The organism is Roseomonas sp. TF40, from assembly GCF_057219975.1.
In genome coordinates this window covers 754246-766839 of sequence record NZ_JBXVVR010000001.1, presented here as the reverse complement: position 1 = coordinate 766839, position 12594 = coordinate 754246, and the positions used below count along the sequence as shown (strand labels likewise).

Genomic DNA, 12594 nt, shown 5'->3' with positions numbered 1-12594 from the left:
CGCGATCTGGTTGCTGTAGGCGTCGAGCCACGACAGGTCCGGTGCCGGACCCTACGCGGCCTCGTAGCGGCAGATCTCGTCGTCCTCGGCGTAGCGCCAGTAGGCCCAGCGCACCTTGAAGCTCGCCCCGCTGATGCGAAGCTTGTCAGGAATGCGACGCAGCCAGTGCCCGCGGGTTTCGTCCCACGGCTTCCCGAGCGCCTCAACGGTGACGTGGACCTGCCGCGTCTGGTTGTCCGGGTGCGGGACCACCATCACGTCGCCAACTGCGACCGACCGACGCTTCCGGGCGTACCCTTCGCCATCGTGGTCGGGAACCATCAGGTCGGCGCTTCCCTTGCCGGGCCGCGCCATGAGCTTTGTGGCATCGCTTCGTGTTGTCAGCAGCGACCGCCAGTGCTCCCACCCGTCCCCGAGGCTCCTGCCACGGAGGCTGCCGAGGTCGTGTTCCTCCGCCTTGGATGCCGCCTTCCTCGATCGCTCTGACCTCTTGGCCCACGAACCCAGGTATCCGCCCGGCCAGCGACTCAGGTCCGCTACCTCCATCCATGCCGTGAAGTCGCCGTGCGTCCATGCATCTGCCTGCTCGGACGCCGTGCGGAGCGCCGCCAGCACCTGCTCGGCGTGCTTCGGGATCAGAGGTCGGTGGATGGTCCAAGTCCCACCCTCGGCGTCGCTCCCGAAGCGCCGGAACCGCGCCCCCGGCAGCGCCGCGATTGCCTCGACACCCCCCGGCGAAAACGGGATCCAGATCTCCGCGTCATTGCCTCGCTCGGCGTAGGTGACATCGGCCGGGACATCGCCCAGCCGGATCGTGCTTCCGTACAGCATCCCGTTCCCCTTCATGCCGCAGGCTGGAGGGCGCCGGGCCGCGCCAGAGCCGCCCGCACGAGGTCATCCGGCAGCTGGCCGCAGTAGCGGCGGACGAGGCGGGCAACGGGTGCGGCCTGCTTTGCCGTCAGGGCCTCGCGGGGTGCCAGCGCGTGGCCGACGTATCTGTCGGCCTTGCTGAAGCCAGCTTCGTTCCGGACGGCCGTCCGGTCCTGGTCCATCCCAGCGAGGGTCTGGATCGCCGCATGGACGGCCCTGATCGCCTCGGGCGAAATCTGCTTGGCTTCCTGAGCGAGTTGGTCGGGCGTCGCTTCTCGGGTTGTCGCGCGGTCTCCGACGCGCTTCAGCGTGCCCGTCTGGCGCGCCTCTCGTTCCGCCTGCGACGTGCGCTGGCGATCCTCTTCCCGGCTGGCCTGTTCCCCGGCCCGGGACGCCGCGTCCCAGGCGCTCGCCAGGTGACGGGCGCCGACACCGGCTCGGGCCTCCCAGGCGCGGTCCGCACGGTTGGCCGTTGCGTCGACCAGCGCCTGCTCGGCGGCGTGGCGGGCCTCGCGGGCGGCCGTGCTTTCCTCGCGGTCCAGCCTTCGGTCGAGGACGGCGTGCTTGCCCGTAACCACCTTGGCCATGCGGGCGTCGATCGAGCCCTCGAGCACGAGGTGCTGCACAAGCACGCTGTCGCGCTGGCCGATGCGGTGCGCCCGGTCCTCGCATTGCGACAGGTTGCCGGGCACCCAATCGAGCTCGGCGAAGATCACGTGCGACGAGGCCATCAGGGTCACCGGGGCGGCCTCGACCTCCGCCAGGGCCGCCATCGCCGCCTCGTCGGCGAACTGGACGAGGCGGGCGGCGATGGTCCTTTCGGCAGTCCACCAGAGCTTCGCGTCCGGGCTCCAGCGGAATCCGGCCGCCTTCGGGATCTCTTGCTCCTCGCGCGTGGCCTGCGCAACGAACAGCGTTCCGCCCGTCACCGTCAGCCTCATCGGGGACCTCCTCGTCCACTCGGTCGCCGGGGCAGGGCCCCAGGCATGGGTTGTGGCCCCTATGAAGTAGGAGCCTTGAGGGGCGAGGAACAAGCGAGCTTGTGCAGAACGCTGTGGCGGTGAATTCACTCCTCTTCGTCCTCGTCGTCGTAATCCTCGCCGAGGTCCTCTTCGGACGGGGCGAGCGGCACAAGCGGCTGCAGGCGGACGCGGCGACCCCAGGTGAGCTTTGGGTCGTGGGCTGGCGATCCGACGCGCGCCGGGGAGATGGCCACGACTGATGGTCGTGTCCCGTGCGGGAAGGCGGCGGCTGTGTCGGTGAGCTCCTTTGCGAAGGCGCGGAAGTCCCCGGACCGGACCAGCCAAGCACCGGTCGTCCCAACCTCGTAGACGCGCCAGAGGTAGTAGGGGACCTTGCTAGCGGCCGCGTGCTCTAGTTCACCTAGCGAGACAAAGAACTCCGCCGAGAAGCCGGAGCTCGTGGTTTTCACATCCACCACGGAGGCGACGGCACCATCGGCGTCCAGCAGCTCGAAATCGTAGGGCGAGTTCGCCACCGTGCTGGACACCCACTTGTGGACGGGATCGCCGCCATCCGCCCGATCCTCGAGCCAGTGGTTGACAAGTTCCTCCCCGAGAGCGCCGTTCCGTTCGGCCGCCACCCGGCCAGCGGCGAGTTCCTCGGGAGTGAGCGGGCGGCCCTTGCGGCGTCGGCGCACTCTGTCGGCCGCGCGTGTGCTCCCCCGGGCTGCCTCCTCGATGTCGCGCTGGACGGCGGTGTCGGTGGCCAGCGCGCGAAGCGGGTGATCATCGGCCAGCCCGAGGTCGTCCGCGAGGGCCGCAAGGCGCTCCGGCTCCATGGCGATCATCGAGCCCGCGCCTTTCGAGAGCAGCGGGCGAAGGGCGGCGTGGATGCGGAGATCCGTGCGGCTCCCGGCCGCGAGCAGGAGCACGGACACGGAGGTCGGTTGCTCCCCGCCCTCGAAGCCAATCACCGCGATGTCCTCGTCCTGGAGGATCGGGTCGAAGCGGTCAGGGTCGTCGTCGGGGTCTAGGACGAACTTGCCGTTGAGGCGCCAGTTCTTGTCCTGCAGGGCAATGACCCGCTCGCGGGTGAACGGCTCCTTGGCGGCCGGACCGTAGATCGTGGTGATCACTGGGATTGTACCCGCTGCCTTGGCGGCGGCCTTGGCGCGCTCGAAGGCTCGCTGATCCGGCGGCCGCTGTTCCTTCGCCGCCTTCTGCTGTTCCTTGGCATGGCGGTAGGCGGACATTCGGATGATCAGGTTTGGGTAGAACCGACGGAACACGTCGGAGCCGAGCGTGATGCCCTTCTGCTTTCCGGCGAGGCCCCGCCGCTCGAAAATGGACCTGAACCAGCCCAGGTCCGATTTCTCGGTCAGTAGCTTGACGGCTATGTGGTCCGGCACGCCCCCGCATCCCTGCCATGAAAGGATCCATAGGCGATCACGATTTCACCGGCGCGTGAAGGGCATTTCGCGCCTCGTGGCGGTCATCGGCACCTACCGTAACGGTCGTCAATGCAGCCTATGGTGCCACCGCCTCGCCAGTTGTGGGGCTTGGAATCCAGCGCGTAAACGCCCGCCACTCCGACAATGCCCAGGATTAGCAGCGCGGTTAGCTTCTCCCCGAGGAAGTTTTCGATCAGGGAGCCCACGGCACGGCAGAAGAAGCCAAGACCATCGGCGAACATGATCCCCGGCAACAGCATGTCGAGATGTATGGCCACGACAGCACCGACCACGAGCGGCGACACCATCGCGATTTTCAACAGCTTTCGGTCGTCCATGAGGCCCCCCGTTTTCGGCGCGAGGAAGAGGGGAGCACGCACGGTTGGGCACCGCAATCGAGGTCGGAACGACCCCGGCCCCGGACACCAACTATTTGGGTGCCAGCCTGCCGACAGCCGCGTTCAGCGAAGCCCGCATGACCTTGGCGAGTTCGTACGCCATCAGTGGCGGCACAGCATTCCCGATCTGCTTGAACGCGGGGTTCATCGAGCCCTCGAAGACGAAGCCGTCCGGAAAGGACTGAAGCCTGGCGGCCTCGCGCACGCTGATCGTGCGGGCCTGCCGCCCATCGTAGTGGATATGGCTGTAGGTGTCTTTGCCGATGTGCGCCATCAGCGTCCGCACCGGAAAGTCGCGGCGCAGCTTCCACCAGCGGTTCGGGAACTTGGTCGGGTCGTAGGGCGGCACCATCGCGCGCTCCAGCTCTGCCCACGCCTTCATCCGCGGCGTCAGGCCCTGACGCCTAGCCTCCTCCTCAAAGAGCCGCGCCGCTACCCGGTGCGCCTCGGGATACTCGGCGCCTTCGGGCATGGCACGGAAAATGTTGCCGTCGCGGGGCAGATAGCGGATGGCATGGTCCATCACGCCGCCCTTGCTCTCGAAGCCGGGCCACTCACGCATCTGCACGGCGTAGGCCGAGAGATCGTTGGTCTGGCGGTAAGCCACGAAGGTGTCGGGTCCGAATCGGCGGGCACCGCGCTTCACGCTGTTACCCTGGATGGAAGGCAGATCATCGATCGCCTCGGGGGCAGTCACGGCAAAGGGAAGACTGGCGTCACCCAGGTCCGCAAATTCGAAGGTGGAGCCTCCCAGCAGGTCGTCGGGCGCGATGAACTTCAGCGCAACGGCCCGGGTGCCTGCGTAGCCGGGCGGCAGCTTCATGTGGTTCGTAGCCTTAGGGAACGTCGGCCGGATGCCGAGTTCCTTGCGGTAGGCGATGAGGAACACCCGGTCTCGCATCTGCGGTACGCCGTGGAATGCCGTATTGATGAGGCTGTATCGCGCCACGTAGCCGAGTTCGCCGAGTAGCTCGACGACCTCCTCCGCGACGTTGTGCCCCGCCTGATTGAGCATGTCCGGGACGTTTTCCATGAGAAGGGCGAGCGGCTTGAGCCGCCGTACCCACTCTACGTAGCGGAGATACAGGTTCCGCCTGGGGTCCACTTTGTAGGCGTCCGGATGGTCGGCAACCTCGCGCAGCTTGGCGCGACCGACGCGGGCGTACGCCTGGCATGGCGGGCCGCCGACGAGGACGTCCACGGCGCCGTCCGCACTACCGAGGGCGAGTTCCTCGCAGAGCTGCTCCGGCTCGATCTTGGTGATGTCCCGGTGCTGGGCGTGCGCCTCGAAGACATCCTTGTCGTTGCCATGGAAGTTCCGGGCGTGCGACCGCGCGGCCAACTCATCCATCTCGACGGCGGCCGCGATGGCGAAGCCCGCACGGTGGAAGCCGAGGCTGATTCCGCCGCACCCGGCGAACACGTCTACAACGCGCGGCTGAGCACCGGCGGCAAGGCGCCGAACCTTTGCGGCCAGCGCCGGATCGGCCGCCAACGGGTCAACGCGCATGTCCATCCAGCTGTCCTCCTATTCCGGACCCCTCTCGGGGCACCCTGCGCTACGAAGACCGAGTCTGGCCAGGATGCATGACGGGTGGGTTACCACGCGCACGGCCGCCTGGGAGCCCGTCCTCTGGCCGGAGCGTGTGATGCTCATTCCGGTTTCGCCGGTCCGGGCGGCCCGAGAAAGCCGCGCAGGCGGTCGAGGACGGCCGGAAGGTCTCGGCGGGTCTCGCACTCCCAGACAATCTCACATCGCCAGCCAGCGGCACCCAGCGCTGCCACCGCGGCCGCGTCCCGCGCCTGGTTGGCAGCCAGCTTCTGCGTCCACCACTCGCGCCGGGTCTTCGGAATAACGGCGTTGCGGCAGGCTGGATCGGGGTGCGAATGCCAGAAGCATCCATGGATCCAGACCACCGCGCGCCGCCTCGGGAATGTTAGGTCTGGTCGTCCCTGAAGGCGCCGGTCGTGCAACCGGTAGCGATAGCCCATGCCGTGCAGCGCCTGGCGCACCGCCATCTCGGGTACCGTGTCCTTGCCGCGGACCGATGCCATGTTCCGGCGGCGAGCCTCCGGCACGTCGTCGAAGGCCGGAAGCGGCGGGCTCTTCCTGGGGCGGGGGGACTGCGCCATGGTGCAGTCATGTCTACGACAGAGGATCGCAGCCGGGAACGCCGCTGGGTAGTGGTCTGCGCTGACGGCCGGTGGGTCACGCTCGGCCGCGCGTCCGATCCCACCGAAGCGGAGATCCTGGCCGCCGAGGAGGCGTTGCGCTCGCAGGGGCTCGGCGGCTGGCTGGCGGTCATGCAGGGGAACCCCTACGTCGGCCGCGTTCCGGTGCTGATAGAGGTCCGCGCCCTGGCATCCCCAGCCGGGGCGTTTGCCGCGGCGGCGGCCGCCTGCATTGCCGCGATCCGCACCAAGCGGGAGGCCATCGAGGGCGGCTGACACAACATCATTCAGCAAATTCAATGCGCTGCCCTCAATCCACGGCGTATATTGCGCTGCTTCTGAACTGTCAGTCGCGGCGGCCTCCAGGTCACGGCGGATCGCTTCCCTGCCAGCCTTCCAGCGCCTACGTCGCTTGGACAGCCATGCGGCACGCCTGCCATCTGCGGAGGACTTCAGGTTCCAGGCTCAGCCCCTCGCACGCGCGTGACGCACTCGGTCGCGCATGAGCTCGCACGGTCACATTGGTACTAACATATACACGGCGCCTAGGTCGTAACATGTTGTAATCGCGAGTTAGTCAAGAGCGCAAACTCCAGGCCGCGCGGCCTCGGAGCCCGCATGCTCGGCGGCCAGGCACGCTACGACGTCCGCACCGCGAGCATCAGCTTGATTGTCTGCGCCAGAACTCCAGGATCTCCCCCGCTTGCCAGGTAGGCCCGCGCGGCATCGGTCACCGGGCCCGGCAGCGCTTGGCCCTGAAGGCGCATATTAACATAGTCGAGCAGGCGTCTCGACTTCGCCGTCATCCGCCGCAACTGCCCTCTCATGGCCCTCGAAACCAGTGGCTGATCGACGCCGAGCTCCCTGGCAATTTGGATCTGCGTGTAGTCGCCCTTCGCCATTAGGGCCTGAAGACCCTCAGCCAGACGTCGGAGGTCGTCTTCGGAGCTTGCAATCATGCTCCGAATGCTGACATATTCGCATAGAGATGGAGAAGGGCAATCTTGCGGCCAACGTTCGTGGATCTGTTTGCCGGTGCCGGGCTGTTCAGCCGGGGCTTCGTCGCGGCCGGGTTCCGGGGCGTCGGCGCCATCGAGCTCGACGCCTATGCGGTGGAGAGCTACCGGCGGAACGTCGGTACCGAGGTCGTCCACGGGACCGTTAGGGAACATGCACCACTCGGGCCCGTCGATGTCGTCATCGCCGGGCCGCCCTGCCAGGGCTTTTCCACGCTGGGCAGGCGAGACCCGAAGGACGAGCGCAACGCGCTCTGCCATGACGTGGTGCGGTGGGCGCGCCTGGCGGCCGCGAAGGTGGTGGTGGTGGAGAACGTGCCGCCCTTCCTGCAGTCTCCCCAGTGGAAGAGCATGGCCCGGGCCCTGAAGCGTGCTGGGATGACGGTGGAGACTTGGGAGCTCGACGCGCTCGACTTCGGCGTCCCCCAACGTAGGCGGCGCTCGTTCACGGTTGCCAGCCGCATAGGGCCCATCGGTCCGCCTCAGAAGCGCTCGACCGGCGGCGAGGCGGGGAAGGTGTTCGCCGGTCTGGATGACGATGCTGCCCGGCGCGACCCCATGCATCGCTGGCCCGTGCATGTCGGCGTCGCCGCGCAGCGCATCGCGCTGGTCCCGCCCAAGGGGGACAAGCGTGACATCCTGCGCCTTGCCCCGCACCTGTGCCCGCCCTCATGGGAGAAGGTCGGCGGCAACGCGACCGACGTCTACGGGCGCATGGACCCCGACGCGCCTGCGAACACCATCCGCTGCACGTTCCAAAACCCGTCGAAGGGCCGCTACCTTCACCCGACCGAGAACCGGGTCATCTCCCTCCGGGAGGGGGCCAGGCTACAGGGCATCCCCGACGACTGGGTGCTGATCGGGGGGCACTACCCCGTCGCCCGCCAGATCGGGAACGGCGTACCCGTGCCCCTGGCCGAGGCCGTGGCGCGACGCGTCAGGCAGGCTATGCGGTAGCAGGCTACGCGGCAGCGGGATCCTCGCTAGAAGTGACGCCTTCGGCGGGGGCCTGCTCCTCGGCGTCCGCCTCCTCCGTGCTTTCCTGTTCCTCCTCCGGCTCCTCCGGCACTGGTGCCTCACCGGCGAGATCGGCCTCCAGCGCGCGGATCGCCCCACCGTGGACAGTCCAAGCGTCGTTCAGCATCTCCTGCAGGCCAAGGATGCGGATCTCCGCCGTCGCCCCCTGCTTCTCGTACTTCTCGCGCAACTGCATCTGGGCCACCGCGGTGCCATCGGACTTCGGCATGGCACCGACCAGGAAGCCGCGGATGTTGACCGGGTGGGAGACGTGCGACTTGCACCAAGCGCGGACCTGGAAGAGGTACCGGTCGAGCTGGTTCCAGTGGTCGATTTCGAGGGGCAGCGTTGGAGACTTCAGCTCCACGATGTTGATGACGTGCGGGCCGTAGGGGATGTCCGACATCAGGAACACGAGGTCGGGCCTGGTCTTGTCCTTCTCCTCGCCGTCCTTGATGAGGGCGAAGGCATCGACGCCCATGTGCTCGGCCAGCTTGGAGGCCACGATGTTCAGGTTCTTGTCGCTGGTGGTGTAGTTCGAGAACTCGGGCCGGATGAGCCACGGGCACTCCTTCAGGAGCGTGTGCAGCTCCTTCTCGCGGCCCACCTTCTTCCACTCCTCGTTCTCGCCGCGCTCGACCAGCAGCTGGAGCGCGCCGATGCCGTGCCTCCGGGCTCTGTAGAGCTTGAGGACGTCCTTCTTCTCCATCTCGCTCAGTTCGCGGAGGTGGCCAGCGACGCGCGCCAGGGTCTCCGGCGACGTCTTGAGCCTGATGAGCTTGAGCAGGACCTCCGTGGCGTTCAGCGAGTTCATGAACGCGGGGGCCAGCTCGTCGAACTCCGGGGTCCCGACGCCGACGTTGACGGCGATCGCCTTCAGCAGCTTCCCGGCCGGGACGCGCGTCTTCGCGGGCAGCGTGCCGACCAACTGGTTCAGCACCTTGCCGGTCGGGTCGTTCTTCATGTCCTCTTCGGCGCGCTCGTCCCTGAACTTGCCGTGCGCCTTCACCGCCGCTGTCATGATGGTGACTACCTTGGCGATGAGGCTCCGCACGACCTCGTTGTCCTCGCGGAGCTGGGTGCGGTTGGTGTTGATGAGGTCCACGGCCTCACGGTCCAGCGCGTCCGCCTCGACGACGCAGTCCATGTAGTCGGTGCTGTGGAAGCTGTGCATGCCGGTCGGCATGCCAAACAGCGACGGACCGGCCGCAAGGCGGTTGTTGCAGTAGATGCGGGCGCCGCGCTCCCGTGTGCCCAGGTGGGACTTCCGCTTGGTGAAGCCGACGAAGTACTTGATGGCGATGTCGCCTACGTCGTCGATGGAGACCACGTCCGACGCGTAGCCGCGCGTGTCGCGGTCCTCGGGGTAGATGAATTCGTAGTCCCGCGGCTTCGGCTCCAGCTGCCGCCCGTTTAGGACGATCGCCATCTCCTCCGGGCGAAGCGCGTTGAACGCCTCAAGGATAACGCCCTCAATGGTCTCCTCCCGTTCCTTCACGGCGTCGGCCTTCAGGCCCGACAGGGTGACGGTTGTGCCGTGCTCGTCGGGAGGCAGGCCGTCCTCGTAGGTCGCCGGGATGGGGACCTCGGTGACGTTCGACGAGGTCTTGAGGACGCGGTCGTCCATGGTGACGATGGTCGCGAACGTCTCCCCCTTCCGCTTCGTGCGGATCACGACCTGCTCGGCCGCCCCGAAACCCGCGAGCTTGCCCAGACCCTTGCGGCCCATGACGAAGCGCTTCCCGGTCTCGGACTTGTTCTGGCTCTCGTTGCCAGCCGCGTCGGCGCGCCGCTTTCGGTTCAGGGGAAGGAACTTGTCCCGGACCTCGTGCCAGGTCATTCCGTGCCCGTCGTCCGAGATCACCACGGTGATGCCGTGCGGGAGCGGCGCCAGGAGGATCTTGAACCGGTCGCCGGGCTGCCCTGACGCCTGAAGCTGGACTTTCGCTGCTGCCCTGACCGCCTTCCGGGCGGTTTCGATGGCGTCTACCGGGAAGTCTATCCGGACCTGTGTGGCCTCGCCATCGTAGGCGTTCGCGATGAACTCCACCAAGCATTTGCCGAGGGTGGTGTACATGTTGATGCCCAGCGCCTCGAGCATCCCGCCCTGGATGGTCATGGTGAACTCGATCTGGCGGCCGCTGGCGTCGGTGGCTGGTGCAGTCACGGTGGCTTCCTCGCGTAGACCCTGTAAGCGCACGCTGGCATGATTCGGGGCGGACCCGCGAGCGCAGCCTACGGCCGCACCGGCACGACGCCCACCGGCGGGCCGCCGCAGTCCGAGCAGCGCAGTCTCTCCCGGACCCGCCAGAGCGGGGTCTCCGGCGGCAGGCCGAGCACCGTCACCAGGTCGGCGATCCGCAGGTCACCTGACCGGCCGCACCTGCAGGCGATACGCAGGCTCCAGTCCAGGCACCAGCCGATGCGGGCACTTGGCGCGGGTGTGCCGTCGAGAGGGTAGGGCGACATCCGGGCTGCCTGCCACGGGGCGGTCGATCTGAGAACATAAGGGGAACATAAACCCGTCCGGATGGGACAACATGTGGGACAACCCCTGTGCGGTGGGCGCGCCAGGCTCGCCACATGCGCCACATACGCTGTTGAAAACACTGACTTCCGCGAAACGGCCTTTGGGACAAGAGGGCCTGAAAACGAGTTGCTAAACCGTTATAGGGGTAAAACCCTATCGAGGGTTCGAATCCCTTCCCCTCCTCCAGCCGCCTCGGCCGGCAGATGCCTGTGACACCCCTGGCAGGCCAAGGGTCGCGCTCTACCGCCCCGCAAGGCGCCGATGCGCCAGCAGATGCGCGAGCGCGGTGAGCACGAGCGTCGAGGCCATCAGCACGAAGGCGATGGCGCCGCCGAAGGGCCAGTTGTTCTGCTCGATGAACTGGCCATAGACCAGCGGCCCCATCATCTGGAAGCGCGGCCCGCCGATCAGCACCGGCGTGGCATAGGCGTTCATCCCCAGGATGAAGGTCAGCACCCCGCCCGCCAGCACGCCCGGCATGGCGAGCGGCAGCAGCACGCGCCAGAACATGCGCGCGGGTGGGGCGCCGAGGTTGAAGGCGGCTTCCTCCACCGAGCGGTCGATGCCCTCGATCACGCTCTGCAGGCTCAGCACCATGAAGGGCAGGTTCACCGCGGTGATGCCGATGATGACGGCGGGTTCGGTGAACATGATGTCGATGGGCGCATCGGTGAGGCCGAGCCCCATCAGCGAGGCATTGATCACCCCGCGCGGCCCGAAGGCCACCATCCAGCCCGCCGCGCGCACCGCATTGCCGACGAAGAGCGGCAGCACGACGGCGATCAGCAGCAGGTTCTTGAAGCGGGATTGCGTGCGCGCCAGCACATAGGCCAGCGGAAAGCCGAGCACGAGGCAGATCACCATCACCACCGCGGCGATGCGCACGGTGCGCCATAGGATCGTGGTGTAGTAGGGATCGGTGAAGAAGCGGACGTAGTTCTCGATGGTCAGCGCATCGACCATGAACTGGCCGGGCACGAAGGCGTTGAGGCTGTAGCGGAACAGCAGGCCGAGCGGGACCAGCAGCGCCGCCACGACGAAGATCGTGGCCGGCGCCACCAGTCCCGCCGCGCCGAAGGTGGCGCGGCGGCGCGAGGCCTGCTGCGGCGTCATCAGGCCTTGAACACCCGGTCCCACCAATCCTTCATCGCCGAGTTCTCGCGCGCCAGATAGGCGTAGTCGAGATCCACCAGGCGGCGCTGCTCCTCGGCCGTGAAGCCGATGCGCGCGGCGAGCTCGGGTGCGACGACGGCGTTCGTCACGGTGGGGTTGAAGCCCATGTCCACTGCGAAGGCCTCCTGCGCCGAACGCTCGAGCATCGCGTCCATATAGGCATAGGCGCCGGCCTTGTTCGGCGCGTTCTTCTGGATCGAGAAGCCCGAGACATACATGGGCACGCCCTCGATCGGAGCGATCGACTGCACCGGGATGCCGGCATTCTGCCATTGCACGCCGCGCGCCTTCCACATCATGCCCACGCCGATCTCCTCGGCCTGCATGGCGGCCGCGAAGGCCTCGTTGGTCGGATAGAGCCGCGCGCCCGCGCGCTTGGCGGCGAGCAGCAATTCCTTGCCCGGCTCGATGTTGGAGACCGTACCGCCGGCGGCCAGCGCGGCGGCGATCATCACGAACTGGTACTGGATGTCGATGAAGCCGATCTTGTTGCCGTGCCGCGGGTCGATGGCTTCGCGGAAGCCGCTCGGCGCGCTGATCAGCTTCGGGTTGTAGAGCACGACCTTGCCCGAATAGATGTGCCCCACGCCGTAGCGGTAGCGCATGGCGGGGATGAGGTTGCCGGCATTGCTCAGGCGGGAATAGTCGATCTCCTCCGCCACGCCGACCTCGCCCATCTCATGCATGTTGGCGGCGGAGAAGCCCTGGATGTCCACCGTGCCGCGCGGCAGGCGGCGCTCGGCCACCATCTTGGCGCGGCGCGGCGCGTCCGAGGCCTGGTCCTGCACCACCTCCCAGCCGCGGGGCTTGAGGATCGGGTCCTCGATGTTCTTGGTGAGCAGGCGCGCATAGTCGCCGCCCCAGGTGCCGACCACGATGCGCCCGCGCCCCTGGGCGTGGACGGCCGGCGCGCCGAGGCCGAGCGCCCCGGCGGCGCCGAGCAGCGCCTGGCGGCGCGTGGGGGAGAAGGTCTTGAGGCTCATGGCTTTGCTTCCTCTGTTGGGG

12 protein-coding genes are annotated in these 12594 nt (G+C 67.4%); 2 read left to right on the top strand and 10 right to left on the bottom strand.

Annotated features, from left to right (window positions below):
- Positions 1 to 51: 51 nt before the first annotated feature.
- The 6 genes from AC2D9U_RS03135 to AC2D9U_RS03110 all read right to left on the bottom strand — a co-directional run bounded on the left by AC2D9U_RS03135 (position 52) and on the right by AC2D9U_RS03110 (position 5814).
- A complete protein-coding gene (locus AC2D9U_RS03135; RefSeq protein ID WP_484746391.1) occupies positions 52 to 831 on the bottom strand; it encodes a hypothetical protein in 780 nt (259 codons plus the stop codon).
- A gap of 11 nt (positions 832 to 842) precedes the next feature.
- Positions 843 to 1811 carry a hypothetical protein gene (locus tag AC2D9U_RS03130; protein WP_484746389.1) on the bottom strand — a complete coding sequence of 323 codons (969 nt, stop codon included), beginning with the start codon at positions 1809 to 1811 and terminating at the stop codon, positions 843 to 845.
- A gap of 125 nt (positions 1812 to 1936) precedes the next feature.
- Positions 1937 to 3241, bottom strand: a complete 1305-nt coding sequence (locus tag AC2D9U_RS03125) for a protein NO VEIN domain-containing protein (RefSeq protein ID WP_484746387.1) — start codon at positions 3239 to 3241, stop codon at positions 1937 to 1939.
- Between the two features lie 83 nt (positions 3242 to 3324).
- The gene (locus AC2D9U_RS03120; RefSeq protein WP_484746385.1) at positions 3325 to 3621 is read right to left on the bottom strand and encodes a hypothetical protein; all 297 of its coding nucleotides are present in this window, start codon (positions 3619 to 3621) and stop codon (positions 3325 to 3327) included.
- Positions 3622 to 3712: 91 nt separating this feature from the next.
- Entirely contained in the window at positions 3713 to 5197 is a 1485-nt protein-coding gene (locus tag AC2D9U_RS03115) for a DNA cytosine methyltransferase (RefSeq protein WP_484746384.1), read from the bottom strand.
- A 137-nt stretch (positions 5198 to 5334) separates the two neighbouring features.
- Complete coding sequence (locus AC2D9U_RS03110; protein ID WP_484746382.1) at positions 5335 to 5814, bottom strand: very short patch repair endonuclease; 480 nt, start codon at positions 5812 to 5814, stop codon at positions 5335 to 5337.
- A 9-nt stretch (positions 5815 to 5823) separates the two neighbouring features.
- Between AC2D9U_RS03110 and AC2D9U_RS03105 the strand changes: the two genes are divergently transcribed.
- The gene (locus AC2D9U_RS03105) at positions 5824 to 6129 is read left to right on the top strand and encodes a hypothetical protein (RefSeq protein WP_484746381.1); all 306 of its coding nucleotides are present in this window, start codon (positions 5824 to 5826) and stop codon (positions 6127 to 6129) included.
- Positions 6130 to 6491: 362 nt separating this feature from the next.
- Here the strand turns inward: AC2D9U_RS03105 and AC2D9U_RS03100 are convergent, their stop codons facing one another.
- Entirely contained in the window at positions 6492 to 6755 is a 264-nt protein-coding gene (locus AC2D9U_RS03100) for a hypothetical protein (RefSeq protein ID WP_484746379.1), read from the bottom strand.
- Positions 6756 to 6872: 117 nt separating this feature from the next.
- On the opposite strand from AC2D9U_RS03100, the gene AC2D9U_RS03095 reads away from it, so the two are divergent.
- Entirely contained in the window at positions 6873 to 7826 is a 954-nt protein-coding gene (locus tag AC2D9U_RS03095) for a DNA cytosine methyltransferase (RefSeq protein ID WP_484746377.1), read from the top strand.
- A 4-nt stretch (positions 7827 to 7830) separates the two neighbouring features.
- Here AC2D9U_RS03095 and AC2D9U_RS03090 read toward each other — a convergent pair whose 3' ends face one another.
- The 3 genes from AC2D9U_RS03090 to AC2D9U_RS03080 form a co-directional block, all read right to left on the bottom strand.
- Positions 7831 to 10053, bottom strand: a complete 2223-nt coding sequence (locus AC2D9U_RS03090) for an ATP-binding protein (protein ID WP_484746375.1) — start codon at positions 10051 to 10053, stop codon at positions 7831 to 7833.
- Positions 10054 to 10656: 603 nt separating this feature from the next.
- Complete coding sequence (locus AC2D9U_RS03085; RefSeq protein WP_484746373.1) at positions 10657 to 11529, bottom strand: ABC transporter permease; 873 nt, start codon at positions 11527 to 11529, stop codon at positions 10657 to 10659.
- Complete coding sequence (locus AC2D9U_RS03080; RefSeq protein ID WP_484746371.1) at positions 11529 to 12572, bottom strand: extracellular solute-binding protein; 1044 nt, start codon at positions 12570 to 12572, stop codon at positions 11529 to 11531. Before AC2D9U_RS03080 ends, AC2D9U_RS03085 begins: the two co-directional genes overlap by 1 nt.
- Between the last annotated feature and the right edge of the window lie 22 nt (positions 12573 to 12594).

Excerpts from the sequence above, each read along its gene's own strand:
- AC2D9U_RS03135 (WP_484746391.1), bottom strand. The coding sequence starts at position 831 with ATGCTGTACGGAAGCACGATCCGGCTGGGCGATGTCCCGGCCGATGTC.
- AC2D9U_RS03130 (WP_484746389.1), bottom strand. The coding sequence starts at position 1,811 with ATGAGGCTGACGGTGACGGGCGGAACGCTGTTCGTTGCGCAGGCCACG.
- AC2D9U_RS03120 (WP_484746385.1), bottom strand. The coding sequence starts at position 3,621 with ATGGACGACCGAAAGCTGTTGAAAATCGCGATGGTGTCGCCGCTCGTG.
- AC2D9U_RS03115 (WP_484746384.1), bottom strand. The coding sequence starts at position 5,197 with ATGGACATGCGCGTTGACCCGTTGGCGGCCGATCCGGCGCTGGCCGCA.
- AC2D9U_RS03110 (WP_484746382.1), bottom strand. The coding sequence starts at position 5,814 with ATGGCGCAGTCCCCCCGCCCCAGGAAGAGCCCGCCGCTTCCGGCCTTC.
- AC2D9U_RS03105 (WP_484746381.1), top strand. The coding sequence starts at position 5,824 with ATGTCTACGACAGAGGATCGCAGCCGGGAACGCCGCTGGGTAGTGGTC.
- AC2D9U_RS03100 (WP_484746379.1), bottom strand. The coding sequence starts at position 6,755 with ATGGCGAAGGGCGACTACACGCAGATCCAAATTGCCAGGGAGCTCGGC.
- AC2D9U_RS03085 (WP_484746373.1), bottom strand. The coding sequence starts at position 11,529 with ATGACGCCGCAGCAGGCCTCGCGCCGCCGCGCCACCTTCGGCGCGGCG.
- AC2D9U_RS03080 (WP_484746371.1), bottom strand. The coding sequence starts at position 12,572 with ATGAGCCTCAAGACCTTCTCCCCCACGCGCCGCCAGGCGCTGCTCGGC.